The organism is Parviterribacter kavangonensis (assembly GCF_056863335.1).
In genome coordinates this window covers 481624-506536 of sequence record NZ_JBXPJA010000003.1, presented here as the reverse complement: position 1 = coordinate 506536, position 24913 = coordinate 481624, and the positions used below count along the sequence as shown (strand labels likewise).

24 protein-coding genes and 3 tRNA genes are annotated in these 24913 nt (G+C 72.1%); 8 read left to right on the top strand and 19 right to left on the bottom strand.

Going from position 1 to position 24913, the window contains the following annotated elements; translation table 11 throughout:
- Window positions 1-30: 30 nt before the first annotated feature.
- A complete protein-coding gene (locus AC1UE4_RS22360; protein ID WP_482919541.1) occupies window positions 31-1308 on the top strand; it encodes a cation:proton antiporter in 1278 nt (425 codons plus the stop codon).
- On the opposite strand, the gene AC1UE4_RS22355 is transcribed toward AC1UE4_RS22360, so the two are convergent.
- The 6 genes from AC1UE4_RS22355 to AC1UE4_RS22330 all read right to left on the bottom strand — a co-directional run bounded on the left by AC1UE4_RS22355 (window position 1305) and on the right by AC1UE4_RS22330 (window position 5992).
- Window positions 1305-1742 carry a hypothetical protein gene (locus tag AC1UE4_RS22355; RefSeq protein WP_482919540.1) on the bottom strand — a complete coding sequence of 146 codons (438 nt, stop codon included), beginning with the start codon at window positions 1740-1742 and terminating at the stop codon, window positions 1305-1307. The genes AC1UE4_RS22360 and AC1UE4_RS22355 overlap by 4 nt on opposite strands.
- 33 nt (window positions 1743-1775) lie before the next feature.
- Complete coding sequence (locus AC1UE4_RS22350) at window positions 1776-2609, bottom strand: ABC transporter permease (protein WP_482919539.1); 834 nt, start codon at window positions 2607-2609, stop codon at window positions 1776-1778.
- Window positions 2606-3463 carry an ABC transporter permease gene (locus tag AC1UE4_RS22345; protein WP_482919538.1) on the bottom strand — a complete coding sequence of 286 codons (858 nt, stop codon included), beginning with the start codon at window positions 3461-3463 and terminating at the stop codon, window positions 2606-2608. The genes AC1UE4_RS22350 and AC1UE4_RS22345 overlap by 4 nt, the downstream gene beginning before the upstream one ends.
- A 37-nt stretch (window positions 3464-3500) precedes the next feature.
- Window positions 3501-4712, bottom strand: a complete 1212-nt coding sequence (locus AC1UE4_RS22340) for an ABC transporter substrate-binding protein (protein ID WP_482919537.1) — start codon at window positions 4710-4712, stop codon at window positions 3501-3503.
- A 23-nt stretch (window positions 4713-4735) separates the two neighbouring features.
- Entirely contained in the window at window positions 4736-5809 is a 1074-nt protein-coding gene (locus AC1UE4_RS22335) for an ABC transporter ATP-binding protein (RefSeq protein WP_482919536.1), read from the bottom strand.
- 109 nt (window positions 5810-5918) lie between these two features.
- Window positions 5919-5992, bottom strand: a tRNA-Val gene (locus tag AC1UE4_RS22330).
- Between the two features lie 34 nt (window positions 5993-6026).
- On the opposite strand from AC1UE4_RS22330, the gene AC1UE4_RS22325 reads away from it, so the two are divergent.
- The 3 genes from AC1UE4_RS22325 to AC1UE4_RS22315 all read left to right on the top strand — a co-directional run bounded on the left by AC1UE4_RS22325 (window position 6027) and on the right by AC1UE4_RS22315 (window position 8422).
- Window positions 6027-6797, top strand: coding sequence for a DUF8692 domain-containing protein (locus AC1UE4_RS22325; protein ID WP_482919535.1), 771 nt, complete (start codon window positions 6027-6029; stop codon window positions 6795-6797).
- Between the two features lie 11 nt (window positions 6798-6808).
- On the top strand, window positions 6809-7552 hold the full coding sequence (locus tag AC1UE4_RS22320; protein ID WP_482919534.1) for an SDR family oxidoreductase: 744 nt from the start codon (window positions 6809-6811) through the stop codon (window positions 7550-7552).
- Window positions 7553-7762: 210 nt separating this feature from the next.
- Window positions 7763-8422: a hypothetical protein gene (locus AC1UE4_RS22315; RefSeq protein ID WP_482919533.1), complete on the top strand. Its 660-nt coding sequence runs from the start codon at window positions 7763-7765 to the stop codon at window positions 8420-8422.
- A gap of 57 nt (window positions 8423-8479) precedes the next feature.
- Here the strand turns inward: AC1UE4_RS22315 and AC1UE4_RS22310 are convergent.
- A tRNA-Glu gene (locus AC1UE4_RS22310) sits at window positions 8480-8552 on the bottom strand.
- A gap of 81 nt (window positions 8553-8633) precedes the next feature.
- On the opposite strand from AC1UE4_RS22310, the gene AC1UE4_RS22305 reads away from it, so the two are divergent.
- Window positions 8634-8706 (top strand) — tRNA-Lys (locus AC1UE4_RS22305).
- On the opposite strand, the gene AC1UE4_RS22300 is transcribed toward AC1UE4_RS22305, so the two are convergent.
- Window positions 8707-9642, bottom strand: coding sequence for a helix-turn-helix domain-containing protein (locus AC1UE4_RS22300; protein ID WP_482919532.1), 936 nt, complete (start codon window positions 9640-9642; stop codon window positions 8707-8709).
- A 117-nt stretch (window positions 9643-9759) separates the two neighbouring features.
- Here AC1UE4_RS22300 and AC1UE4_RS22295 point away from each other — a divergent pair, with 117 nt between their 5' ends.
- A complete protein-coding gene (locus tag AC1UE4_RS22295) occupies window positions 9760-10416 on the top strand; it encodes a TrmH family RNA methyltransferase (protein WP_482919531.1) in 657 nt (218 codons plus the stop codon).
- A gap of 54 nt (window positions 10417-10470) precedes the next feature.
- Here the strand turns inward: AC1UE4_RS22295 and AC1UE4_RS22290 are convergent, their stop codons facing one another.
- On the bottom strand, window positions 10471-12126 hold the full coding sequence (locus AC1UE4_RS22290; RefSeq protein ID WP_482919530.1) for a DEAD/DEAH box helicase: 1656 nt from the start codon (window positions 12124-12126) through the stop codon (window positions 10471-10473).
- Window positions 12127-12246: 120 nt separating this feature from the next.
- A complete protein-coding gene (purH, locus tag AC1UE4_RS22285; RefSeq protein ID WP_482919529.1) occupies window positions 12247-13833 on the bottom strand; it encodes a bifunctional phosphoribosylaminoimidazolecarboxamide formyltransferase/IMP cyclohydrolase in 1587 nt (528 codons plus the stop codon).
- 59 nt (window positions 13834-13892) lie between these two features.
- Between purH and AC1UE4_RS22280 the strand changes: the two genes are divergently transcribed.
- Window positions 13893-14174 (top strand): hypothetical protein, encoded by a 282-nt coding sequence (locus AC1UE4_RS22280; protein WP_482919528.1) that lies wholly within the window; start codon window positions 13893-13895, stop codon window positions 14172-14174.
- On the opposite strand, the gene purN is transcribed toward AC1UE4_RS22280, so the two are convergent.
- From purN to purF, 4 genes are all read right to left on the bottom strand, one after another.
- Window positions 14171-14782: a phosphoribosylglycinamide formyltransferase gene (gene purN, locus AC1UE4_RS22275; protein WP_482919527.1), complete on the bottom strand. Its 612-nt coding sequence runs from the start codon at window positions 14780-14782 to the stop codon at window positions 14171-14173. The genes AC1UE4_RS22280 and purN overlap by 4 nt on opposite strands.
- The gene (locus AC1UE4_RS22270) at window positions 14779-16542 is read right to left on the bottom strand and encodes a RecQ family ATP-dependent DNA helicase (RefSeq protein ID WP_482919526.1); all 1764 of its coding nucleotides are present in this window, start codon (window positions 16540-16542) and stop codon (window positions 14779-14781) included. Before AC1UE4_RS22270 ends, purN begins: the two co-directional genes overlap by 4 nt.
- 68 nt (window positions 16543-16610) lie before the next feature.
- Complete coding sequence (locus AC1UE4_RS22265; RefSeq protein WP_482919525.1) at window positions 16611-17324, bottom strand: GNAT family N-acetyltransferase; 714 nt, start codon at window positions 17322-17324, stop codon at window positions 16611-16613.
- Window positions 17324-18751, bottom strand: a complete 1428-nt coding sequence (gene purF / locus AC1UE4_RS22260) for an amidophosphoribosyltransferase (protein WP_482919524.1) — start codon at window positions 18749-18751, stop codon at window positions 17324-17326. Before purF ends, AC1UE4_RS22265 begins: the two co-directional genes overlap by 1 nt.
- 166 nt (window positions 18752-18917) lie before the next feature.
- Here purF and AC1UE4_RS22255 point away from each other — a divergent pair, with 166 nt between their 5' ends.
- Window positions 18918-19427 (top strand): hypothetical protein, encoded by a 510-nt coding sequence (locus AC1UE4_RS22255; protein ID WP_482919523.1) that lies wholly within the window; start codon window positions 18918-18920, stop codon window positions 19425-19427.
- Between the two features lie 115 nt (window positions 19428-19542).
- On the opposite strand, the gene purL is transcribed toward AC1UE4_RS22255, so the two are convergent.
- The 5 genes from purL to AC1UE4_RS22230 are packed head-to-tail and all read right to left on the bottom strand — an operon-like array spanning window position 19543 to window position 24910.
- Entirely contained in the window at window positions 19543-21765 is a 2223-nt protein-coding gene (gene purL, locus AC1UE4_RS22250) for a phosphoribosylformylglycinamidine synthase subunit PurL (RefSeq protein WP_482919522.1), read from the bottom strand.
- Window positions 21758-22411 (bottom strand): phosphoribosylformylglycinamidine synthase subunit PurQ, encoded by a 654-nt coding sequence (gene purQ / locus AC1UE4_RS22245; protein WP_482919521.1) that lies wholly within the window; start codon window positions 22409-22411, stop codon window positions 21758-21760. The genes purL and purQ overlap by 8 nt, the downstream gene beginning before the upstream one ends.
- The gene (gene purS / locus AC1UE4_RS22240; protein ID WP_482919520.1) at window positions 22408-22629 is read right to left on the bottom strand and encodes a phosphoribosylformylglycinamidine synthase subunit PurS; all 222 of its coding nucleotides are present in this window, start codon (window positions 22627-22629) and stop codon (window positions 22408-22410) included. The genes purQ and purS overlap by 4 nt, the downstream gene beginning before the upstream one ends.
- Window positions 22629-23513 (bottom strand): phosphoribosylaminoimidazolesuccinocarboxamide synthase, encoded by an 885-nt coding sequence (locus AC1UE4_RS22235; protein ID WP_482919519.1) that lies wholly within the window; start codon window positions 23511-23513, stop codon window positions 22629-22631. The genes purS and AC1UE4_RS22235 overlap by 1 nt, the downstream gene beginning before the upstream one ends.
- 53 nt (window positions 23514-23566) lie before the next feature.
- Window positions 23567-24910 carry an adenylate/guanylate cyclase domain-containing protein gene (locus AC1UE4_RS22230; RefSeq protein WP_482919518.1) on the bottom strand — a complete coding sequence of 448 codons (1344 nt, stop codon included), beginning with the start codon at window positions 24908-24910 and terminating at the stop codon, window positions 23567-23569.
- Window positions 24911-24913 lie beyond the last annotated feature (3 nt).

Genomic DNA, 24913 nt, shown 5'->3' with positions numbered 1-24913 from the left:
ATGATCGCGGCCGCTGGGTAGTCCCAGCCGGTGCCTGTCGCTCTCGCGCCCGGTTGGGACGCGCTCGAGCCCTATGCCCTGGGGCTGCTCTTCGTCGGCGCCGTCATGTTCGTGGCGGTCGCCGCGCTTTCGCACGAGCACGACCGCACGTGGTCGGCGACCGTCGTCTACCTCGTGCTCGGCATCGCGGGCGCGGTCGCGCTCGAGGTGCTCGACATCGCCCCGCTCGACCCGTTCGCCGAGGACGGCCTCGTCATCGAGCGGATCACCGAGCTCGCGCTCGTCGTCGCCGTCTTCGCCGCCGGCCTGGCCGTCGAGGGCTCGATCAGCGCCCGCAAGTGGATCAACGTCGCCAAGCTGCTGCTCGTCGTCATGCCGCTGACCATCGGCCTCGTCGCTCTGTTCGGCGTGTGGGCGATGGGGCTGTCGGTGGGCGCGGCGATCCTGCTCGGCGCGATCCTCGCGCCGACCGACCCGGTGCTCGCCGGCGACGTGGGGCTCGGCGCGCCCGGCGAGAACACGGAGTCCTCCGAGCCGCGCTTCAGCCTCCACACCGAGGCCGGCATGAACGACGGGCTCGCGTCGCCGTTCGTGGTGCTCGGCCTGCTCGTGGCGGAGCACGACGACGAGGCGGGCGGCTGGCTCGGCTCGTGGTTCGCGGTCGACCTGCTCTACGCCGCGGGGGTCGCCGTCCTCATCGGCGGCGCGCTCGGCTACGCCATCGCCGGCGGCACCGTCCGGTTGCGCAACCGCCGCTTCCTCGCCCCGGAGTTCGACCAGTACGTCGGCCTCGCCGCCGCGCTCGTCAGCTACGGCGCGACGGAGGCCGCGGGCGGCTACGGGCTGCTCGGCGTGTTCGTCGCCGGCTTCGCGTTCCGCCACTACGAGTTCGGCCACGAGGTCAACCGCCGCGTCCACGACGGCGCCGAGGGCTACGGCAAGCTGCTCGAGCTCGCGGTGATCCTCATGCTCGGGTCGCTCGTCACCTTCGACCGGCTCGAGGTCCCCGGCGTCGCGGGCTGGCTGCTCGCGCCGGTGCTGCTGTTCCTCATCCGTCCGGGGCTCGTCGTCCCGCTCGCGGACCGCACGCTGATGAGCGCGAAGGAGCGGCTGTTCCTCGGCTGGTTCGGCGTGCGCGGCGTCGCGGCGCTGTTCTACGCCGCGTTCGTCGTGCGCGAGGGGGTGCTCGACCGCGACGAGGCGACGACCGTGTTCTGGACCGTCGCCGCCGTCGTCATGGTCTCGATCGTCCTGCACGGGCTCACGGCCACGCCGCTCACACGGCGCTGGCTGGACCCGAAGACCTAGGCGGTCACCTCCGCGCGCTCGCGCGCGATGACCGTCGTCACGGGCAGCCCGAGCCCGTTGAGCTTGTGCGGCAGGTCCAGCCGCAGCCACCGCGACACCCGCTTCGGCAGCGTCGAGACGATGATCTCGTCGAACCCGTGGGCGTTCACCGCGTCCTCGATCGCGCTCAGCGGGTTGGCGTCGCCGACGAGCGACTCGACCGGCCGGCCCGCCGCCTCCTCGAGCATCGGCAGCGCGAGCTCGATCACCTGCTGGGCCTCGTCGACCGTCACGTCCTCGGGATCGGCCACACGATCGAGGCCGTGCACCGACTTGGGGACGAGGAGGGTGAACGTCGCGTCCCCGCGCGCGGCGCGCTCGCGGACGGCCTCGATCAGCGCTGGCGTCGCCGCGGTCTTGTGCGCGACGACGAGCACTCGTGCGGATGCGCTCATGGCCGACGAAGCTACGCCCGAAGGGCGCCGCGGTCAATGCGCGGCGGCGGTGCCGACGGCGACCGGCGTGCCGTCCTCCTCGCGCGTCAACCGCTGCGCGAAGTACACGGGGATGAACGAGAGGAGGATCACGAAGACCGCGACGACGTTGACGATCGGGAGGTTCCGCGGGCGCGACAGGTTCGTGAGGATCCAGATCGGCAGCGTCTCCTCCGACCCCGCGGTGAACGTCGTGACGATGACCTCGTCGAACGACAGGGCGAACGCCAGCAGCGCACCCGCGAGCATCGCGCTGCGCAGCGCCGGGAACGTCACGAACCGGAACGTCTGGAACTGGGTGGCGCCGAGGTCCATCGACGCCTCCTCGAACGACATCGACGTGCGCCGCATCCGCGCGACGACGTTGTTGTAGATGACGACGATGCAGAAGGTCGCGTGGCCGACGATGATCGTGAAGAGGCCGAGCGACACGCCGAAGGGCTCGAGCACCTCGCGGAACGTCGCGTTCAGCGCCATGCCGGTGACGATGCCCGGCAGCGCGATCGGCAGGAGCACGAGGAACGAGATCGTCTCGCGCCCGAAGAAGCGGTAGCGCGCGACCGCCATCGCCGCGAGCGTCCCGAGCAGGAGCGCCAGCGCCGTCGCCCCGCACGCCGCCTTGATCGACATCCACAGCGCGTCGCGGGCGCCCGGGTTGTGCACCGCCTTGTCGAACCAGTCGAGCGTCAGCCCGGGCGGCGGCCACGACTGGATGCGCGCCTTGTTGAACGCGTAGACGACGATCACCGCGAGCGGGATGTAGATGAACGCCAGCGTGATCGCGGTGCCGATCCGCAGCGCGATGCGTGCTCCGCGGCTCAGCCTCACAGCGCGTCGAACGCGCCGAGCCGGCGCGCGATCAGGAGGTACACGATCATCACGATCACGGGGATCGTCGCGAACGCCGCGGCGAGCGGCAGGTTGTTCGCCACGCCGACGTTCGTGTAGACGACGTTGCCGATGAACTGCGTCTTGGAGACGAGCGGCGGCGTGATGTAGTCGCCGAGCGTCAGCGAGAACGTGAAGATCGACCCGGCCACGACCGCCGGAAGCGCCAGCGGCAGCACGACGCGGCGGAACGTCAGCCACGTGCCGCCGCCGAGGTCGCTCGACGCGTCGACGAGCGAGTTCGGGATCCGCTCCAGCCCCGCGTAGATCGGGATGACCATGTACGGCAGCCAGAGGTACGTGAAGACGAGCCAGATGGCGACGTTCCCGTAGCCGGGCCCCTTGAGGCCGATCGGGTCGAGCGCCCAGTTGAGGATCCCGTCCTCGCTGAGGATCGTCCGCCACGCGTAGACCTTCACGAGGTAGCTCGACCACAGCGGGACGAGCACGGCGACGACGAGCAGCGCGCGCACGCGCGGCTTCGCGACCTTCGCCATGTAGAACGCGATCGGGAACGCGAGGATCGCGTCGGCGATCGTCACCAGCGCCGCGATCACCACGGTGCGGACGACGATGTCCTTGTAGACGCCCGAGTTGACGAGCGTCTCGAAGTTCTGCGTCCCGTACTCGTGGATGACGCGGCCCGAGAACGGGTCGAGCTTCCAGAACGCCGCGACGAACAGCACGGCGAGCGAGCCGAGGTACGCGATGACCAGCCAGCCGACCGGCCCCGCCAGCAGCAGAGAGAGCCGCAGACGGGGCCGGCGGTGCAGCGTGGTGGCGAGCGCCGCCATCAGACGTCCTCACGCATGACGACGGCGCCGCTCGGTGCTAGCCCTTGACTTCGGTCCAGGCCTGGACCCACTCCGAGTAGTCCTTGCAGACGGCGCCTCGCGAGTCGCCGCACTGCTTGGTCGGGGTGGTCCAGAACGAGACCTTGTCGAAGTAGGCCTCGTCGTTCGCGTGGAAGATGTCGCAGTGCTCCTTCACCGCGGTCTCCGCGCACGCCTTCGGGTTCGACGGGGCCTCGCCGAACCACTCGGCCACGGCGGCGTTCGCCTTCGGGCTGATGATGTGGTTCATCCACATGTACATGCAGTTCGGGTGCTTGGCCTTGGACGAGATCATCCACGTGTCCGACCACCCGGTGGAGCCCTCCTTCGGCAGCACCGTCCCGACCTTCACCTTCTTGTCGGCCTCGATGAGGTTCGCGATGACCTGCCACGTCGTGCCGACGACGGTGTCGCCGTTGTTGAAGGCGGCCTGCTCCTTCGTGTAGTCCGACCAGTACTCGCCGATGATCGCCTTCTGCTGCTTGAGCAGGTCGATCGCGGCCTGGAACTGCTTGTCGTCGAGCTCGTACGGGTTCTCGATCTTCAGGTCGGGCTGCGTGGCCTTCAGGTACAGCGCCGCGTCGGCGATGTAGATCGGGCTGTCGTACGCGGTCGTCTTGCCCTTGTACTTCGAGTTCGGGTCGAACACGATGCCCCAGCTGTCGGGCGCCGGCTTGACCTTGCTCTTGTTCCACATGAGCAGGTTCGCGCCGCGGCCGTGCGGGATGCCGTACATCTGCCCGTCGACCGAGTTGAACGCGCGGTTCTTCAGCGCGTCGTAGACGTCCGCGTAGTTCGGGACGAGGTCGGTGTTGACCGGCGCCACGTCGCCGCCGGCGATGAGGCGCAGCGTCGCGTCACCGGACGCCGACACGCCGTCGTAGTTGCCGGTGCGCATCAGGGTCACCATCTCGTCGGACGTGTTGCCGACCTTGACGTTGACCTGGCAGCCGGTGTCCTTCTCGAAGTCGCTGACCCAGTCGACCTTCGGATCCGTCGAGCCATCCTCGACGTAGCCGGCCCACGCGATCAGGTTGACCTTGCCCTCGCCCTTCCCGAGCGACGCCATCGGCTCGAGGTCCTTCGGCGGCGTCACCTGGGCGGCGACGCCGTCCTGGCTCTCGCTGGTGCTGGCGCCACCGCCGCTGTCGCCTTCGTCGTCGCCGCAGCCGATGGCTGCGAACGCCAGCGCGGCGGTGAGACACAGCACCGCCGCCAAGAAGCGTGACTGGATCACGGACTCTCCTCCTCGTCGCGGATGGCCGACGCCTGCTCGGCGCGCCACCCGACCTTGACCTTCCTCCCGCGTGCCTCCAGCGCCTCGGACGACGTCGTCGCGAGGTTCTGTGAGACCACCTGCAACGTCTCGCCGCCGTCGAGCTCCACGAGGTACTTCGTGACCATCCCCGCGTAGCTGGCGTCGGCGATCCGCCCTCCTTCGACGTGCCAGCCGGACCGATCCGCGCTGTCGTGCTCGTCGAGCAGGTGGACCTTCTCGGGGCGGACCGTGAAGCGGCGGCCGTCCCGTTCGAGCACGTTCGACGTCCCCACGAAGCCGGCCACGAACTCCGTCTCCGGATGCTCGTAGACGTCGGCGGGGGCGCCGACCTGCTCGATGCGCCCTTCGTTGAACACCGCCAGGCGGTCGCTCATCGTCAGGGCTTCCTCCTGGTCGTGCGTCACGTAGACGAACGTGATGCCGACCTCCTGCTGGATCCGCTTGAGCTCGAACTGCATCTCCTGGCGGAGCTTCAGGTCGAGTGCGCCGAGCGGCTCGTCGAGCAGCAGCACCCTTGGGCGGTTGACGATCGCTCGCGCGAGCGCCACCCGCTGCCGCTGCCCGCCGCTCAGCTGGGCCGGCTTGCGCGTGCCGTACCCCGTCAGGCGGACCATCTGCAGCGCGTCCTCGGCGCGCTGCCTGCGCTCGGGCTTCGGGACCTTCTTGATCCGGAGCCCGTACTCCACGTTCTCCTGCACGGTCATGTGCGGGAAGAGCGCGTAGTCCTGGAAGACCGTGTTGACGTCGCGGTTGAACGGCGGCTCGTTCGCGACGTCCTCGCCGCCGAGCCGGACCTCGCCCGAGTCGGGCAGCTCGAACCCGGCGATGAGCCGCAGCGTCGTCGTCTTGCCCGAGCCGCTGGGGCCGAGCATCGTGAAGAACTCGCCGTGGCGGACGTCGAGGTCGATGCCGTCGACGGCTCGCACGTCGCCGTACGTCTTGACGAGCGCGCGCAGCGCGATGTCCGGCGTCTGGGCGCCGTTCTTCTCGGGGGATGAGATGTCGGAGGTCCGCGCCGTCGACGCCATAGGTCCGCAGGGCGAACCTATTCGACGACGCGGATGAGACGCAAGCGAAGGATCCTGCGCAGGAACCCGGCCGGCGCGGGCGAACGTCCGTCCAGGTTCTCGGGCGTCATGGGCGGGGCCGGACTCGAACCGGCGACTCTCACGGTGTAAGCGTGATGCTCTGACCAACTGAGCTACCCGCCCGCGGGACCCCGAGCCTAGTGGCGAGCTGCCAACCGTGACCACCGACACCGACCCCTTCGAGAAGTCCACGCGGATCTCGCGCGATCCATCGGCGCCCGTTGCTCCAGCGTCGCGGCGCGACGGCGGGGTGGGTCAGCCGATCGGGCCGACGGTGATCCGCATCGATCGGTTGATGCAGGTTGCGGTGGGGATCGCGGTCCTGCTCGTGCTCGTGTCGCTGGCGAACACGTTCGCCGACGTCGTGCTCGATCGAGGGTCGGTCGAGTTCGTGAACATCGACCAGGAGGCGAACCTGCCCAGCTGGTTCCAGTCCGGCCTGCTGGCGGCGTCGGGGCTCGTTGCGCTGGCCATCGCGGCCGCGGTGCGGCGGGTGCGCGGTCCGTGGCTGTGGCACTGGCTCGGGCTGGCGGTGCTGATGACGTGGGTCTCGATCGACGAGGCCTCGCAGGTGCACGAGCTGCTCATCGATCCCGTGCGCGACGCTCTGCACACCGACGGGATCCTCTACTGGGGCTGGGTCATCCCCGGCTTCGCGGTCGTCGTCGTGCTGGCGTTCGCATACCTGGGGTTCATCCGCGCGCAGCCGGCGCGGTTGCGCAACGGGCTGTTCCTCGCGGCGGTGCTCTACGTGAGCGGCGCCTTGGTCATGGAGGCCGTGAGCGGGACGATCGACAGCGAGACGCTCTACAAGCTGAGCACGACGCTCGAGGAGTCGCTGGAGTTGTCCGGCCAGCTCGTGCTGCTGTGGACCCTGCTGCGCGCGTGGGCGCCCGGCGGGACGCTGGTCATCACGCCCGAGCGGTAGCTTCCCGCCCCGTGGATCTCGGGCTCGCCGGTCGTGTCGCGCTCGTCACCGCGGGGTCGCGCGGGATCGGGCGGGCGATCGCCGCGGAGCTCGTCGCCGAGGGGTGCCGCGTGGCGATCACGTCGCGGGATCCCGCGGCCGCCGCCGCCGAGCTGGGTGTGCTCGGCGTTCCCCACGACTCGCACGACTTGGACGCCGTGCCGTCCGTCGTCGCGTCGGTGTCGGAGGAGCTGGGCGGGCCGATCGAGGTGCTCGTGGTGAACACCGGCGGACCGCCGGGCGGCGAGCCGCTGTCGTTCACCCGGGATCAGTGGGAGAGCGCGTACCGCGAGCTCGTCCTGCACCCCATGGCGTTCGTCGAGGAGGTCATCGGCGGGATGCGGTCGCGCGGCTGGGGCCGGATCGTCAACGTCGTCTCCACGAGCGTCCGCGAGCCCCTCCCCGCCCTCATGCTCTCGAACGCCCACCGCTCCGCGACGCTGGCGGCCTGGAAGACCCTCGCCCGCGAGGTCGCCGGCGACGGCGTGACCCTCAACAGCGTGCTCCCCGGCCAGATCGCCACTGACCGCATTGCGTCGTTGCATGGCGGGTCCCTCGACGCCGCCCAGGAAGCAGCCCGCTCCAACATCCCCGCGGGCCGCCTCGGCGAACCCGCCGAGATGGCCGCCGCGGCCGCGTTCCTCTGCTCCGACCGAGCGGCCTACATCACCGGCGTCGCGCTCCTCGTCGACGGCGGTCTGACCCGGTCCGTCTAGTACCCGGGGGACTCGGACCGACGCCTGCCGAGTGGACGGTCGCCCAACGCGCCGGCCGCTGTGGCGATGCCTCCTTCGCCTCGCCTGAACGTTGGTCACCCGCCTCCCGGACGCAGCTCCCGGCACCGCTCAGCGCATCTTCCCGATCCCGTCCGTCCGGTCATGGCTAGCGTCGCGGCGACCGACCGAAGGAGAGGTGAGATGAGGCGGATGAGGACGTTCGCGCTGCTGTGGGCGGCGCTCGCTCTGACGATCGGCTCGGCGACCGCAACCGCGACAGCGGGTGTGCTGCCGGCGAAGGCGCGCGCCGGCGGTCAGTCGCTGACCGAGCTCCTCGCGGCCGCGAACCGGTTGGCGCTCGAGAGCCCGTTCGAGACGAACCCGCTGGGCGGCGACCCATGCGCCATGCTCACCGACCGCATCATCGCGCCGGCCGCTCCCGGCGGAGAGACCACCCACTGCACCGTCCCGTCGGGCACCCGCGTCCTCCTCGTCGGCAGCTTCGCGGAGTGCAGCGACGCAGAGGACCCGCCGTTCGACCTGGCGGCGTTCCCCAACCCGGCTGTTTGCCCCGAGGCGTTCATCGCCGGGCTCGGCATCACCGGTCACACCATCACGCTGGACGGGCGCACGACGGATCTGCTGGCCCGCGAGCCCGTCACCACCACGCTCGACACCGTCGTGCTCCCCGAGGACAACATCCTCGGTGTCCCGGCGCAGACGACGCGCACGATCGCAAGCGGCTGGCTTGCGTTGACGTCGCCGCTGAGCGTCGGACAGCACACCATCGTGATGACGGCGACCGGAGGGCTCGCGGAGTCGCTCCCCTGGACGTTCGTGATCGACGTCGTGCCGCGCGGGCAGGCTTAGCCGGCTCGCGCACGAGCTTACCGGCCTGCCTCCCCGCCGAGGCGATGACTCGCCTAGTACCCCCAACGGGACTCGAACCCGTGATCTCCTCCTTGAAAGGGAGGCGTCCTAACCACTAGACCATGGGGGCCTGTCGTCGGGAGTCTAGGCCGTCTCTCGGGGGCGCCCCGCGGACCGTCGGATCCGGCTCACCGCTCTACAGTTGCCGCTGGCCCCCGTGGCGTAGTGGTTAGCGCACGCGCCTTTTAAGCGCTGAGGCGAAGGTTCGAATCCTTCCGGGGGCACTACGCATGCGGGTCGAGGAGCCCGACGGCCCAGTGGTCGTCTTCTCGCCAGCACGTCGCGGTCGCGAGCGTACGCAGCCGGTGGCAGTTCGCGCAGCGGACGTCGCATTTCGCGATCTCCAGCTCGAGCGTTCTGAGACTACAGCCTCCCGCCAGGCGCACGACGGCTGCGCGCTTGTCCGCTCGGTGATCGAACTCGAGGACGATCGGGTCGTGCTCACCGCAATCGACGCAGCCGGATCGTCGCAGGGTCTCGATGAGATGGTCCTGGTTCCGACGCTGTGGACCGGTCCAACTGACCGGAGGAACGCCGGAGGCCCGGTAGGTCCCCGCTCTGCGCGCCGTCCTGCGGCGGTGGCAGTTGACGCAGACGACCTCACAGCGTTCGAGCTCTGCTCGGACGACATCGAGACGGCGACCATCCGCAAGCAGCGTGGCGACGTTGGCGGTCTTCTCGCCCAAGTGATGGTCGAACTCCAGGACGAGCAGCTCGTCCTCCCCGCAGTCGACGCACGAGTCCCCCTTCAGGCGCTCCAGCACCAGAGCGCGCGCAGCCTCGCGGCGCCGCCGGTGCGCAGCTGCCGACTGCTCGCGGTGGTGGTCGCCCCGCGCGCGGAAGTAGTCGCGGAAGCAGTCCCGGCACCAGTGCTGGTGACCGTCGCCGTCGCGGCTGAACGCGGCGAGCGGCAGGATCCTCTCGCACCGCGGACAGCCCTTCGAAGGATCTCCCGGCTCGACCCTGATCGACACCGGCGACGGGCCGCTCGGGCGGCCGGCCTTCCGGACCTTCGTTGGGCGGGGCGGCGGGGGGATGTCGCGGACCCACACGCTGACTGAAGAGGCCGAAACTCCGAGCTCCTTCGCGATCCGCTTTACGCTCCAGCCCTCCGTGCGGAGCCGCCGTGCCTCTTCTCGCTCGCGATCCTTGCGTTGCACGAACCTATGTTCGCATCTGAACCGGACGTAGGACCGGCCGCTGCGGCGAGCTTGACGGGGTTCTTCAGGGCCGCTCGGCGGGACTACGGGTTGGTGGTGCTGGAGGGGTTCCATCCGGTGAAGCACGCCGTTCGGTTCGGGGCGGAGGTCGTGCGGTTGGTGGCCGTGGAGGGCGCGGACGTCGCCGGGTTGGCCGGGGCGCTTGCGCCGGACGTCGCCGATGTCGTCGGGCGGGCGGAGGTGGTGGCGGCTTCGGCGTTCGAGGGGCTGGCTCCTCAGGTCCCGCGGACGGGGGTGATCGCGGTGGCGCGGCGGCCGGTCGTCGATGCGGCGGCGGTGCTCGCGGCGGGTGGGGCTCCTTGCGTGCTGCTCGATGCGCCGCAGGACCTCGGGAACGTCGGTGCTTGCGTGCGCGTCGCCGCGGCGGCCGGTGCTCGAGGGGTGGTGACGACGGGCGGGAAGGATCCGTGGAGCCCGGCGGCGCTGCGGGGGTCGGCGGGGTTGCACTACGCGCTGCCGGTCGCTCGGGTCGAGCGGTGCGACGTGCCGGTGATCGCGCTCGATCCGGAGGGTGAGCCGCTGACGCCGGGTGCGATCGGCGACGGCGCGGTGCTGGCGTTCGGGACCGAGCGGGACGGGCTGAGTGACGAGGTGCTCGCCCAAGCCACCGCCCGCCTCGCACTGCCCATGCAACCAGGCGTCTCCAGCCTCAACCTCGCGACCGCGGTGAGCGCGGTGATGTACGCGTGGCGACTCGGGCGCGGAGAGGCGTGAGAGCGCAGCCGCGCGGAGAGGCGTGAGAGCGCGGCCGCGCGGCGCCGCGTCGCCTCAGCGCGCGGCGGCGGTGCGGCGGCGGGGCTTCGACTTCGTGCGGTCGAGCTCGCGGAGGAGGAGCTCGATCGACTTCTCGAGCTGGGCGATCGTCGCCGCCTCGACCGTGCGGACGCCGCACTCGCGGTTGAGCCAGCCGTTGATCTCGTTGAACGAGCGGCCGTCGATGCGGCGCAGGGTGGCGACGAGCTCGTGGCGCTGGGCGCGCAGGGCGGCGCGCTTCTCGAACGCGGAGAGCGGCGGCTCTTCCTCTTCCGGCGCGGACGCGACCGCGCTCGGGAACGAGACCGCGGGCGGCGCGGCCGGCGGGATCGCCGCGGGGATCGGCGGCGTCTCGGGCGCCCCGAACAGCGCCATCTGCGGCGCCACGTCGGCGGCGAGGGGGACGAACCCGGCCTCGGAGGGCTCGGTCTCCACGCGCGCGGCGCGCTCGAGCAGGTCGTCGTCGAGGAGCCCCTCGTCGACCCCGCCGTCCGAGGGCGGCCGGAGGTTGTGGCGCAGCTCGGTCTCGACGTCGGCGGCGAGCGTCCGCAGCCCGCGGTCGGCCGGCAGGTACACCCAGGCGTGCTCACGCGGGCGGCCGGGGATGACGCGGACGAAGCGCCCGACGATCTGGCGGAACAGCAGCGGCGTCTTCGCCACCGTCGCGTAGACGCCGACGCGCAGGCGCGGGATGTCGACGCCCTCGGAGACCATGTTCACGGCGACGATCCACGGCTCGCCCGACCGGCGGAACGCGTCGAGCTTCTTGTGAGCGTTCGCCTCCGTGTGCAGCACGACCGTCGGCAGCGTGCCCGTGATCTCGCGCATCGCCTTCGCGACCGCCCGCGCGTGCTCGGAGTCCGCGGTGACGACGAGCCCGCCGGCGTCCGGATGCCCCGCTCCTCGCGCCTCCACGAGCTTCGCGTGCGCGGCGCGGAGGATGCGCGGGAGCCCGTCGGGCAGCTCGGTCGAGATCGCCGTGCGGTAGCGGCGCCCCTCCTCGCGCTTGGAGAGCACCTCGTCGAACGACGTCTCGATCACGTCGTCGCCCGACTGCCACTGCAGCGTCCCGTCGTACGGCACGAACGCGACGCGCCGGCACACGCCGTCGCGCACCGCGTCGGCGTACGTGTACGAGATGTCCGGGACCGCGAGGCCGTCGTCGTAGCGGACGCCGGGGATCGCGGACTGGTCGGAGCGGAACGGCGTCCCCGACAGCAGGAGCCAGCGGCGGGCGGCGCGGAACGCCGCCGCGAACCCGTCGCCCCACGCGAGGTCCTCGCCGAGGTGATGCGCCTCGTCGGCGATCACGAGCGTCCCCGGCGAGCACGTCTTCGCGTACTCCGCGGGCGACGTGGCGATGCGCGCGTACGTGATCGACACGCCCTGGAAGTCGCCGGGCGGCCGCAGCGTGGGCGCGTCGGGCAGGAGGTGCAGGCCGAGGCGCGCCGCCGCGCGCGCCCACTGGCGGGTCAGCGGGGAGGTCGGCGTGATGACCGCGACGCGGCGGATCTTGCCGGCGCGCAACTGCTCGGCCGCGAAGACGAGCGCCGGGTGCGTCTTGCCCGCGCCGGGCGCCGCCGAGATGAGGAAGGAGCCCTCCTCCCAGCTCGCCATGGCGTCGAGCGCACGGCGTTGCCAGTCGCGAAGTGTCGGTCCGGGAGCAGACACGGGCGCGCCAGTGTGGGGCACGCACCGGACGGACGCGGACGGCCCTCGGGAGAAGCCCGCAAGGAGCGCGGAAGTGGGTGCGAAGGCGCACGAGGACGTGCGGCCGCGGCGCTAGCGGCGCTAGTGGCGGAAGTGGCGGCGGCGCGTGAAGACCATCGCCGCGCCCGCGGCGTCGACCGCCGCGATGACCTCGTCGTCGCGCACCGACCCGCCGGGCTGGACGATCGCGGTGACGCCGTTCTCCATCGCCAGCTCGGGCCCGTCGGAGAACGGGAAGAACGCGTCGGAGGCGAGCGCGACGCCCTGCAGCGGCTCGAGCCGCGCCTTCTCGATCGCGAGCCGCACGGAGTCGACGCGGCTCATCTGCCCGGCGCCGATGCCGATCGTCGCGAGGTCCTTGGAGAGCACGATCGCGTTCGACTTCACGTGTTTGGAGATGCGCCAGGCGAAGAGGAGGTCCTCCCACTCCTGCTCGGTCGGCGCACGAGCGCTGACGACCTCCATCTCCGACCGCTCCGTCACCCCGGTGTCGCGGTCCTGGACGAGCAGGCCGCCGAGCACCTGACGCTCGTCCTGGTCGCCGACGAGCGGGAGGCGCCGCTCGTTGTCCTCGAGGATCCGGATGTTCTGCTTCTGCGTCAGGACCTCGAGCGCCGCGTCGTCGTAGGCGGGCGCGAAGAGCACCTCGATGAACTGCTTGTTCAGCGCCTCGGCGAGCTCCTTGTCCACCGCGCGGTTCAGCACGATGATCCCGCCGAACGCGCTGACCGGGTCGCACTCGAACGCGCGCTGGTAGGCCTCGAGCGGCGTCCGCCCGACGGCCGCGCCGCACGGGTTGTTGTGCTTGACGATCACGCACGCGGGGACGCTGAACTCGCGCGCGATCCGGCGCGCGGAGTCGAGGTCGAGCAGGTTGTTGTACGAGAGCTGCTTGCCGTGGTGCTGGCGGACCATCGACAGCACGTGCATGCGCGCGCCGACCTGCGCGTAGTAGGCGGCGCGCTGGTGCGGGTTCTCGCCGTACGCGAGGTCGACGACCTTCTCGAACGCGCGCACGTGGAGGTCGGGGAAGTCCTCGCCGCGCTCGGCGAACCAGCGCGCGATCGACGTGTCGTACCGCGCGGTGTAGGCGAACGCCTCGGCCGCGAGCGACTCGCGCGTCTGCGGCGAGAGGTCGCCGCCGCTCATCCGCAGCTCCTCCAACACGGCGTCGTACGACGCGGGCGAGACGATGACCGTCGTGTACGCGTGGTTCTTCGCCGTCGCGCGGATCATCGTCGGGCCGCCGATGTCGATGTTCTCGATCACCTCGGCGTCGCTGGCGCCGCGCCGGGCCGCGGTCTGCTCGAACGGGTAGAGGTTCACGCAGACGAGGTCGACCACCTCGATGCCGTGCTCGTCGATGGCCTGCTGGTGGCTCGGGTCGTCGCGGACGGCGAGCAGCCCCGCGTAGAGCCGCGGGTGCAGCGTCTTGACCCGGCCGTCCATGATCTCGGGGAAGCCGGTGAAGTCCTCGATCGAGCGGACCTCGAGCCCGGCCTCCGCGAGTGCCTTCGCCGTCCCGCCGGTGGAGACGATCTCGATGCCCAGGTCGGCGAGGCCGCGGGCGAAGTCGACGAGGCCGGTCTTGTCCGAGACCGACAGGAGCGCGCGCTTGACGGTGACCGGCTTCGGATCCACCGCCGTCAGGGGATGGGCGTGAGCCACGCGAGCGGAGCTTAGTGGTCCGGGGTGTCGGCTTGCGCGCCGGGGGGAAGATGACGCTCATGGACGCGGAACGGCAGGAGAAGGGGATCGACGAGGCGGCGGCGCCGCTCGAGGAGTCGCAGCGGGAGATGGAGCACGAGCTCGACCGCCTCGGCGACGAGATCGACGAGGCGAAGGCGGCGGCGGACCAGCGGCCCGAGGCGGGCTCCGACTCGCTCGGCGACGTCGCCGGGGACTGGGAGGACGAGGCCACCGGGTCGCAGCAGGGCGAGGACGCCGAGGACACCGAGAGCGAGAAGGCGCCGGAGGCGCACGACCGCGAGGGCTCGACGGAGGGCTAGTCGGCGACGATCACCCGGCGCGACGAGGCCGGGTCGAACGAGACCTTGCCGGCGGCGATCCGGCGGACCGCCTCGGGGAGGAGCTCGTGCTCGAGCGGCTGGAGCCGCGCGTGAAGCTCCTCGGGCTCGGACGTGTCGCCGATCTCGAGCGTCCGCTGAAAGATGATCGCGCCCGTGTCGACGCCCTCGTCGACGAAGTGGACGGTGACGCCGGTGACCTTGGCGCCGTACGCGAGCGCCTGGGCGATCGCGCCGATCCCCGGGAACGCCGGCAGCAGCGACGGGTGGACGTTGATGACGCGCTGGGGGAAGTGCGCGAGGAACACCGGGCTGACGAGCTGCATGTAGCCGGCGAGCACGACCAGCTCGACCCCGCGGTCCAGCAGCCACTCGGCCATCGCGACGTCGCGCGCCTCGCGGTCGGCGAAGTCGTCGCGCGGGAAGACGCGGGTCTCGACGCCCGCGTCGCGCGCGCGGTCGAGCGCCTTCGCCTCCGCCTTGTCCGACGCGACGGCGACGACCTCCGCCTCGCGGCCGTGGACCGTGTCGAGCAGCGCCTGGAGGTTGGTCCCCGAGCCGCTGGCGAGGACGCCGACGCGCAGGCTCACCGCGTGACTTCGAGCTTCGGGTAGTGGCCGCCGGTGGAGCGCAGGCGGCCGGCGGCGATGAGCTCGTCGACCCGCGAGAGGACCTCCTCGTTGCGGAGGTGGCCGAACGTGCCGTACCCCGGCAGACCGTCGTACGAGTACTTCTGCACGACCTTCGACCGGCCGCCGCGGAGGATCTCCACGGCGCGCGTGCGGCCGACGGTCGGGTCGGCGGTCGCGACGACGTCGAGGATCGCGTCGTCGAGATCCAATGCGCCCCCGCCGGGCAGTCGCGTCGTGCGCGGCGGCGCCGCGGCGGCCGGCACGAGGGACGGTTCGCACACGTCGCAGCACAGGCCGTCGGGCGCGGGCGCGGCGCGGTCGCCGAAGTGGCGCAGCAGCGCGACCCTCCGGCACGCCTGGCCCTCGACGAACTTCCACACGTCGCGGTAGTGGCGCCAGCGGATCTTCTGGCCCTCGGAGGCGAGCGTCTTCGCGTGGGCGCGGGCGCGCCCGTTCCACTCGCCGACGTGGCGGCCCCGGACGCGGTCCGGCGACGACGGGGCCGGCTGGACGACGCCGGCGCGCGCGAGGATGCCGACGATCGCGCGGATCTGGTCCTCGTCGCAGTCGCCGGCGATCAGCTCCTCGACCGGGACGTCGTAGCGGCCGTCGATCGCGGCGCTCAGCAGGCGGCGCGCGACGCGGACGACGTCCTGCTCATCGAGCTCGCCGCGCTGGATGAAGAAGACGTGCAGGCCCTTGTCGCGGCCCTCCGCGAAGAGGAGGCAGCGCGCGGGAAGACCGTCGCGGCCCGCGCGGCCGGCCTCCTGGTAGTACGCCTCGACGGAGCCCGGCACCGCGTCGTGGCACACCGTCCGCACGTCGGCCTTGTCGACGCCCATGCCGAACGCGTTCGTCGCCACGACGACGTCGACCTCGCCCGCCATGAACCGGCGCTGCGCGTCGGCGCGCTGCTCGCGGCCCAGGCCGGCGTGGTACGCGAGGACGTCGCGGTCGAGCGCGCTCGCGAGCCGGTCGGCCAGCTCGTCCGTCCGCGCCCGCGTGCCCGCGTAGACGATCGCCGGCAGCGCGCCCTCCTCCTCGAGCGCGGCGACGAGCCGCCGCTCCTTGTCCGTGCGCGACTTGCACGGCACGACGGCGAAGGAGAGGTTCGGGCGGTCGAAGCCCGTCGCGACGCGAACGGGGTCCTGCAGTCCGAGGCGCGTCGCGATGTCGGCGGCGACCTGCGGCGTGGCCGTCGCGGTCGACGCGACGATCGCCTGCGCGCCGAGCCACCGCGCCGCGTCGGCGAGCCGGAAGTAGTCCGGCCGGAAGTCGTGGCCCCACTGCGACACGCAGTGCGCCTCGTCGACGACGAAGAGCCCGACCGACGCCGCGCGGATCTGCTCGAGGAAGCCTGGCGACGAGAACCGCTCGGGCGCGACGTAGAGGATCCGGTGCTCGCCCCGCACCGCCCGCGCGATCGTCGCCCGGTTGGCGTCGGCGTCGCGCTGCGCGTTGACGAGCCCCACGGCGCCGGGCGCGACCCGCTCGAGCGCTTCGACCTGGTCCTGCATGAGCGACACGAGCGGCGAGACGACGATCGTCAGGTCGCCCCGCATGAGCGCCGGAAGCTGGTAGCAGAGCGACTTCCCCGCGCCGGTCGGCATGACGACGAGGACGTCCCGGCCTTCCAGCGCCGCCTCGACCGCCTCCCGCTGACCGGGGCGGAAGTCGTCGAAGCCGAAGGTGGAACGGAGGGCGGCGCGGGGGTCCATGGAGTCGCCGACCGTAGCGGCCGACCCGGAAGGCAACAGCCCCCCGAACGACATCTGCGACAGATCCTTCACAGTGCGTGTGGGAGGCGCTTCTCCCACATCTCGAGCCGGCCGAGGCGGCGGTAGCCGAGCTTCGCGTAGACGGGCTCGCCGGCCTTGGACGCCTCGAGCGACGTGGACTCGCAGCCGCGGTCGCGGGCGGCGCGGAGCGCCTGCTTCATGAGCGCCGGGCACAGCCCGCGGCCCTGTGCCGACGGGTGGGTGGCGACGAGGCCCATCCAGCAGTCGCCGTCGACCTCGTACGACGCGACGACGGCCTCGCCTGGCACGCCGAGCACGTGCAGGCCCTCGAGCGGCGGGCCGGCCATCGCGCCCGCCGGCATCCGGTAGGCCGCCTCGTTGATCGCGATGACGTCGTCCCACCCCAGCGGCTCGCCGAGGTCGTCGCCGTCGAGATCCAGATCCCGCAGCCACGCTCCCATCGACTCGGGAGTCGCGTCGAGCACATGCCCGCCTGACGCGAGCGCGTCGGCCAGCGAGCGGTCCTCGGTGTTCACCCACACCGTCCACGCGCGCACGCCGCGCGACGCGTAGAGCGCCTCGACCTCGTCGCGCACGGCGATCAGCGCCGCCGGGTCCTCGTAGACGACGGCGTTGAACAGAGAACGCTCGGGCAGTGACGGCGTCACGGCCGCCCACGCGCCGTCGAAGGCCACGCCGTCGAAGAGCCGGTAGAACGCTGCCTCGGACCGGCGGCGACGCGCTTCGAGCGCGTCGGGCATCAGACCTTGACGAGCGGGAGCTCGTTCTCGAAGGCGAACTTGTCGGCGCGCGGCTCGCCCGTCGCGAGCGGGTAGTTGCCGCTGAAGCACGCGTCGCAGTGCGTTTTGCGCGACCCGCGGACCGCCTCGTAGACGCCGTCGAGCGACAGGTACGCCAGCGAGTCGCAGCCGAGCTCGGCCGCGATCTCGTCGACCGTCCGCCCGTGCGCGACCATCTCCTCGCGCGTCGACATGTCGACGCCGTAGTGGCACGGGTGCTTGATCGGCGGCGCCGAGATGCGCATGTGCACCGCGGCGGCACCGGCGTCGCGCAGCATCTGCACGATCTGCCGCGTCGTGTTGCCGCGCACGATCGAGTCGTCCACGACGACGATCGACTTGCCGCCGACGATCTCGGGCAGCGGGTTGAACTTCATCCGCAGGCCGTGCTTGCGCAGCTCCTGGCCCGGCTGGATGAACGTGCGGGCGACGTAGCGGTTCTTGATGAGCCCGTCGTCCTGCGGCAGCCCCGAGGCGCGAGCGAAGCCGCGGGCCGCGGGCGTGCCGGAGTCGGGCACCGGGATGACGAGGTCGGCGTCGGGCGCCGGCGCCTCGCGCGCGAGGATCTCGCCCATCCGGCCGCGGGCGGCCTGCAGCAGCTCCCCGTTCATGCGCGAGTCGGGACGCGCGAAGTAGATGTACTCGAAGACGCAGAACGCCTGGCGAGCGTTCTCGACCGCCATGCGCGACTCGATGCCGCGCTCGCTCAGCGTCACGACCTCGCCCGGCAGCACGTCGCGCAGGTGCTTGGCGCCGATGATGTCGAACGCGCACGTCTCGCTGGCGACGCAGTAGCGGTCGCCGATCATGCCGAGCGCCAGCGGCCGCAAGCCGGCCGGATCGCGGAACGCGATCACGCGGTCCTTCGCGAGCACGACCGTGGAGAACGCGCCCTCGAGGCGGGGCATGACGTCGCACACCGCGTCCTCGAGCCGGTCGGCCGGGTGGTCGGCGAGCAGCGCGGCGATGATCTCGGAGTCCGAAGTGGAGCTGAACCGGACGCCGCCTCGGCGCATCTCGGCGTGCAGCTCGACCGCGTTGACGAGGTTGCCGTTGTGGGCCAGCGCCAGCTGGTGGTGATCGGACCGGTAGACGGGCTGCGTGTTCTCCCACGCGTCCGAGCCGGTGGTCGAGTAGCGGACGTGCCCGACGGCCAGCTCGCCGCCGAGGGTACGCAGCTTCTGCTCGTCGAACACCTGGCTGACGAGACCTCGATCGCGCAGCGTCATGATGTGTCCGTCGCGATCGCAGCTGGCGATCCCCGCCGACTCCTGCCCCCGGTGCTGCAGGGCGTAGAGGGCGAAGTAGGCGAGCCGGGAGACGTCGTGGCCGGGTCCGTAGATCCCGAAGACGCCGCACTCGTCGCGCGGACCGTCGCGAAGGTCCATGGCGCTGGCGAGCGTAGCAGCGGCAGCGGCGGTCAACCGTGGGTCGATCGGCCCCGAACGGATCTGGACGCCGCACGATGCGAGGTGAAAGCGTCCAGTCCGGTCGACGGGGAGTCAACTTGTTGGCGTTCGTGCCGATCCATCCGGGGCTATGAGCAGGTTCGTCGTGTCTCTCGCGGCCGTCGCAGCGGCGATGGCCTTCGCGGGGTGTGGGGAGGAGGAGCGCGCGCTGCCGCCCGAGCTGGGGACGCCGCGCGTGGCGCTGACGCTCGACTGGCCGGGCGTCGCGCCGTGGGCCCTCATCACCTACGCCCGGCAGGACGGCTCGCAGTGCGCAGCGCTCGGCTCGCTGACGAAGGCGGGTCCGCGCGTGCTCGGCGCGATGCAGCTGGATCTGGCGACCGGGCTCGCGACACGTGGGCGGTGCTTCGAGCCCAACGGCTCGGTGCTCGTCGACGTGGACGAGTCGCCCGGCCGTGAGGTGCAGATCGTCGGCGGCCTCGCGGCCGACGGAGTCGTGCGCCTGCGGATCGCCGGGCGGGTCGTGAAGCCGCGCGAGAACGGTGCCTTCCTCCTCATCACCGACGGCGCCCGGCCGGTTGGCCGCACGCTCGTCGTGGAGCGGCGGGGCGGTCGTCGCGAGACGGTCGCCCTGCCGCCCCAGCGCTCTTCCTGAGCCTCTCGCCGGCGCCTGGTCGCGGCGATGAGAAGGACGGCCGCCCGGCCCGGCAGGAGCCGGGCGGCCGCCCGATTGCGAGAGATGCGGCGCGGAGAACCCGCGAGGTGGGGCGTCAGGGGAAGAGCGGCGCGAGGCTCGCGTGCACCTGCGCGAGCTCGTCGAGCCTGGCGTCGATCCGCTCGCCGCCGGCGGTGACGAGGAGGCGGTCGCCCTTGACGCGGCCGACGAGCTGCAGCTCGACCCGCTCGCCCAGGCGGCGGAGCGCGTCCTCGCTGCCGGAGACGACGAAGCCGCCGGGGGCCTCGCCGAAGAGCCGCGTCTCGAGAGCGCCGGCCGGGCCGAGACCGTCGGCTGCGTCGTCCACGGGGCCGAGGTCGACGACCGCGCCGACCTCGCCGGCGAGGACGCTCTCCGCGAGGGCGACGAGCAGGCCGCCCTCGGCGATGTCGTGGGCGCTCGCGAGGTCGCCGGCGCGGACGGCGTCGCGCACCGCCTCCTGGGCCGCGCGGACCGCGGCGATGTCGATCTCCGGCAGCCCGTCGGGCAGCGGCTCGCCGCGGAGCTTCGCCAGCTCTGACCCGGGCAGCGCCGGGCGGAACGGCCCGCAGACCGCGATCGCGTCGCCCTCGGCGGCGAAGCCGAGGCGTCCGGCGCGCGCCGGGTCGGGCAGCTCCCCGACCATGCCGATGACCGGCGTCGGGTAGATCGGCCCCGCGGTCGCGCCCTCGTTGTAGAGCGAGACGTTGCCGCCGACGATCGGCGCCTCGAGAGCACGGCAGGCGTCGCCGATGCCCCGCACCGCCTCGGTCAGCTGCCACGCGATGTGCGGCTTCTCGGGGTTGCCGAAGTTGAGGTTGTTCGTCGTGCCGAGCGGCTCGGCGCCGACGCACGCGAGGTTCGACGCGCACTCGAGCACGACGCCCACCGTGCCCCAGTACGGGTCGCACGCGACGCGCCGGCCGTTCCCGTCGATGCTCGTCGCGACGGCGTTCCCGCCCGCGAGCTGCAGCACCGCGGCGTCGGCCTGCGCCGGCCGGCGGACGGTCCGCGACTGGACGATCCAGTCGTACTGCTGGAAGAGCGGCAGCCGCGACGCGAGGTTCGGCGAGCCGAGCAGCGCGAGCAGCGCGTCGCGCGGCGTGCCGCCCGCGAACGTCCGCGGCGGCGCCGGGTACAGCGGCGAACTGGGCTTGGCCGGCTCGAGGTCGTAGAGCGGGCAGTCGTCGACGAGGGCGACAACCGGCATGTCGCCGACGACGCGGTCGCCGTCGCGGACGACGACGTGATGCGTGTCGGTGACCGAGCCGATCGCCGTCCCGTGGACCTCCCACTTCGCGCAGATCGCGAGCACCTCGTCGACGCGCGCGGGCTCGACGACGCAGAGCATCCGCTCCTGCGACTCGGAGACCATGATCTCGAAGGGCGCCATCCCGGCCTCGCGCAGCGGCACCTTCGCGATGTCGATCTCGACGCCGACCTCGCCCTTCGACGCCATCTCCGACGCCGACGAGGTCAACCCGGCCGCGCCGAGGTCCTGGAGGGAGACGAGGAGTCCGCGCTCGAGCAGCTCGAGCGAGCACTCGAGCAGCTTCTTCTCCTCGAACGGATCGCCGACCTGGACGGTCGGGCGCTTGTCCTCGTCCGCCTCGCCGAGCTCCGCGCTCGCCAGCACCGACGCGCCGCCGATCCCGTCGCGCCCGGTCGACGCGCCGAAGAGGACGAGCACGTTGCCGACGCCCGCGGCGGCGCTGCGGATCATGTCGTCAGCGCGCGCGAGGCCGAGCGCCATCGCGTTGACCAGGCAGTTCTGCTCGTACGGCCCCTCGAAGTAGACCTCGCCACCAACCGTGGGGACGCCGATCGAGTTGCCGTAGTGCCCGATGCCCGCGACCGCGTGGTCGAGCAGGTAGCGCGAGCGGGCGCTCGTCGGCTCGCCGAAGCGCAGCGAGTCGAGCACCGCGATCGGCCGCGCGCCGATGGCGAAGATGTCGCGCAGGATGCCGCCGACGCCGGTGGCGGCGCCCTGGAACGGCTCGACCGCGGACGGGTGGTTGTGCGACTCGACCTTGAACGCGACGGCCATCCCGTCGCCGACGTCGACCGCGCCCGCGTTCTCCCCCGGGCCCATGACGACCTTCGGGCCCTCGGTCGGCAGCGTGCGCAGGAGCTTCTTCGAGTGCTTGTAGGCGCAGTGCTCGCTCCACAGCAGCGAGAACATCGCCAGCTCGACGTCGTTCGGCGGCCGGCCGAGCTTGTCGACCACGAGCGCGTACTCGTCGCGCGTCAGGCCGAGCGCGACGGCGTCCTCGACCGAGGGCAGCGTCGTCTCAGGCACGGACGAGCGCGACCGACTCGAACAGCTTGAGCCCGTCGGCCGAGCCGGTCAGCGGATCGACCGCGTGCTCCGGATGCGGCATGAGCCCGACGACGTTGCCGGCGGCGTTCGCGACGCCCGCGATGTCGTTGGTCGAGCCGTTCGGGTTGCCGTCGTGGGCGTACCGGAACACGACGCGCACGTCGTCGCGCTGGTCCTCCGGGACGTAGTAGCGGCCCGACTGGTGCTTGACGGGGATCGAGAGCACGTCGCCGTTGCCGGCCGCGGACGTCCACTGGGTTCCCTCGTCGACGACCTCGAGGCCGACCTGGCGGCAGATGAAGCGCCGCTCGAGGTTCGGCAGCAGCGCGCCGGGCAGCAGGCCCGCCTCGCAGAGGACCTGGAAGCCGTTGCAGATGCCGAGCACCGGGCCGCCCGCGCGGGAGAACTCCGCCACCGCGGTCATGACCGGCGAGAACCGCGCGATCGCGCCGGCGCGCAGGTAGTCGCCGTAGGAGAACCCGCCGGGGACGACGACCGCGTCGACGCCCTTGAGGTCGGCGTCGCCGTGCCACAGCAGCTCCGCCTCCCCCACGCGCTCGCACGCCTGGAGCGCGTCGACCTCGTCGCACGAGCCGGGGAACCGGATGACGCCGAAGCGCGTCACGCCACGACCTCGTAGTCCTCGACGAGCGGGTTGGCGAGCAGCTTCTCGCACATCTCCGGCACCCGGGATGCGTCCTCGACGTCCAGCTCGATCAGCCGGCCGACGTGCACGTTGCGCACGCCGTCGAAGCCGAGCGCCGGCAGCGCCTGCTCGACGGCCTGTCCCTGCGGGTCGAGGATGCCCTCCTTCGGCCGGACGAGGACGCGAACGCGCGGCATCACGCGCTCCCGGTGCGCTGCAGCCAGGCGTCGAACTCCTCGCCCGTGATCTTCTCGTACGCCTCGACGTACTTCGCGCGCGTGCCCGCGACGACGTCGTCGGGGATCTCCGGCGCCGGCGGCGTCTTGTCCCACCCGGTCGACGAGGCCCAGTCGCGGACGAACTGCTTGTCGTAGCTCTTCTGACCGCGGCCCGCCTCGTAGTCGTCGGCGGGCCAGAAGCGCGAGGAGTCGGGCGTGAGCACCTCGTCGCCGAGGACCAGCTCGCCCTTCTCGTCGAGGCCGAACTCGAACTTCGTGTCGGCGAGGATCACGCCGCGCTCGCGAGCGTGGTCGGCGGCGAACTGGTAGAGCGCGATCGAGACGTCGCGCAGCCGGCCGACGAGGTCGCGGTCGCCGACGGCCTCCGCGGCCTGGTCGAAGTCGATGGTCTCGTCGTGGCCGACCTCGGCCTTCGTCGACGGCGTGAAGATGGGGGTCGGCAGGCGCTCGGACTCCTGGAGTCCGGGCGGCAGCTCGATGCCAGAGACCTTCCCGGTCGCCTGGTAGTCCTTCCAGCCCGAGCCCGTGATGTAGCCGCGCACGACGCACTCGACGGGCAGCATCTTGAGCTTGCGGGCGACGATCGCGCGGCCGCGCGCCTCCCCGGGGACGCCCTCGGTGGCCGAGATGAAGTGGTTCGGGATGATGTGGCCGGTCCGGCCGAACCAGAAGACCGACAGCCCGGTGAGCACCTTGCCCTTGTCCGGGATCCCGTTCGGGTGGACGACGTCGTACGTCGAGATCCGGTCCGACGCGACCATCAGAAGGCGGTCGCCCAGGTCGTACATCTCGCGGACCTTCCCGGACGCGAGGAGGGGCAGGTCGGCGAGTGCGGTAGTCACTGTCCGCAGGCTACCAACGGGTTATGACGACCGGCCGCCGCCCCGGCGGGTCGTCACAGCTCCTCGAGCACGTAGGCCGCGACCGGCTCGCGACGGCCCTTGACCTGCAGGTCGCCGAGCGGCGTGACGCGCGCGCCGGAGAGCCCGGAGAGCGTCTCCGCGCTGACCACGACGCCGCCCACCGGCGCGGCCGCCTCGAGCCGCGCCGCGGTGTTCACGGTGTCGCCGATGATCGTGTAGGTCCGGCCGTCGCGCGGCCCCACCATCCCGACGCGCGCCTCGCCGGTGTTCACGCCGGCGCGGAAGCGCGGCCACTCGGGATGCTCACGGGAGAGCCGGGCGGTCTCGCGCTGGAGGTCGAGCGCGGCCAGCGCGGCGCGGCGGGCGTGGTCCGGCTGGTCGCCGCGCGTGTTGAACGTCGCCATGATCGCGTCGCCGATGACCCGGTCGATGTCGCCCCCGTGGCGGCGGACGATCGGCGGCACCGCCGCGTCGAAGTACGCGTTGAGCATCTCCGCGACCTCGTCCGGGTCGCGGCCCTCGCTGAACGCCGTGTAGCCGGCGAGGTCGGCGAAGAGCACGCTCAGCCGGCGCCGGCCTCCGGCCGTCCGGTCGAGGTAGAGGTCGCCGAAGCGCTCCTCGGCGGGCTCGCGGCGCACCGCGACGGCGATCGCGGCGAAGGCCACGAGCATGAGGACGTGCCAGAGCCACCAGCTCGCGTGCCAGTTGCGCGCGAAGGCGATCGCCGTCATCGCCTCGGCGAGCAGCACGAACGCGGCCGCGCAGGCGAGCAGCACCGTCGCGCGGCGGCGCGTCCACAGCCGCAGGAAGCTCAGCGAGGCGCCTGCGTACGCGACCACCGCGACGAGGGCCGGCACCACGAGCGGGCCGGACGCGCGCTCGACCGGCCGGGGCGAGTCGAGCGGCGGCAGGTCGGCGAGCGACACGATCGCCCAGACGCCGCAGAGCCCGAGCAGGCCGTACCGCAGCGCGCGCTCGTGCCGGACGACCCGCTGCGCCGTTCCCTCGTCGAGGGGCGCCGCCGCCGCGGCGGCGAAGAGCGCGGCGAGCACCAGGCCCACCGGCGTGGCGAAGACGAACCCGGCGTTCGGGTGATCGAGGAGCACGCGCGGCGTCGCGAGCGCGTGCAACCCGAGGAACGCCGCCGCCGACAGGAAGGCGAGCGACACGAGCACGAGGCGGGCGTCGGCGCGGCGGCGCGCCACCGCCTCGGTCGCCAGCGCCAGCGCCACGTTGACCCCGGCCGTGATCGTGACGAGCCAGAAGTGCGACGGGTGGTGCTCCCACCGCACGTCGGCGGACGGCGCCGCGAGCAGCAGCACGAGCCCGCCGAGGGGCGCGAGCAGGGCCGCGGCGAGCGGGACGGACGGGGACACCGC

What these genes read in the sequence shown, in the direction of transcription:
- AC1UE4_RS22355 (WP_482919540.1), bottom strand. Translation starts at nt 1,742, where the DNA reads ATGAGCGCATCCGCACGAGTGCTCGTCGTCGCGCACAAGACCGCGGCG.
- AC1UE4_RS22345 (WP_482919538.1), bottom strand. Translation starts at nt 3,463, where the DNA reads ATGGCGGCGCTCGCCACCACGCTGCACCGCCGGCCCCGTCTGCGGCTC.
- AC1UE4_RS22335 (WP_482919536.1), bottom strand. Translation starts at nt 5,809, where the DNA reads ATGGCGTCGACGGCGCGGACCTCCGACATCTCATCCCCCGAGAAGAAC.
- AC1UE4_RS22315 (WP_482919533.1), top strand. Translation starts at nt 7,763, where the DNA reads ATGAGGACGTTCGCGCTGCTGTGGGCGGCGCTCGCTCTGACGATCGGC.
- AC1UE4_RS22280 (WP_482919528.1), top strand. Translation starts at nt 13,893, where the DNA reads ATGGACGCGGAACGGCAGGAGAAGGGGATCGACGAGGCGGCGGCGCCG.
- AC1UE4_RS22270 (WP_482919526.1), bottom strand. Translation starts at nt 16,542, where the DNA reads ATGGACCCCCGCGCCGCCCTCCGTTCCACCTTCGGCTTCGACGACTTC.
- AC1UE4_RS22265 (WP_482919525.1), bottom strand. Translation starts at nt 17,324, where the DNA reads ATGCCCGACGCGCTCGAAGCGCGTCGCCGCCGGTCCGAGGCAGCGTTC.
- purF (WP_482919524.1), bottom strand. Translation starts at nt 18,751, where the DNA reads ATGGACCTTCGCGACGGTCCGCGCGACGAGTGCGGCGTCTTCGGGATC.
- purS (WP_482919520.1), bottom strand. Translation starts at nt 22,629, where the DNA reads ATGCCGCGCGTTCGCGTCCTCGTCCGGCCGAAGGAGGGCATCCTCGAC.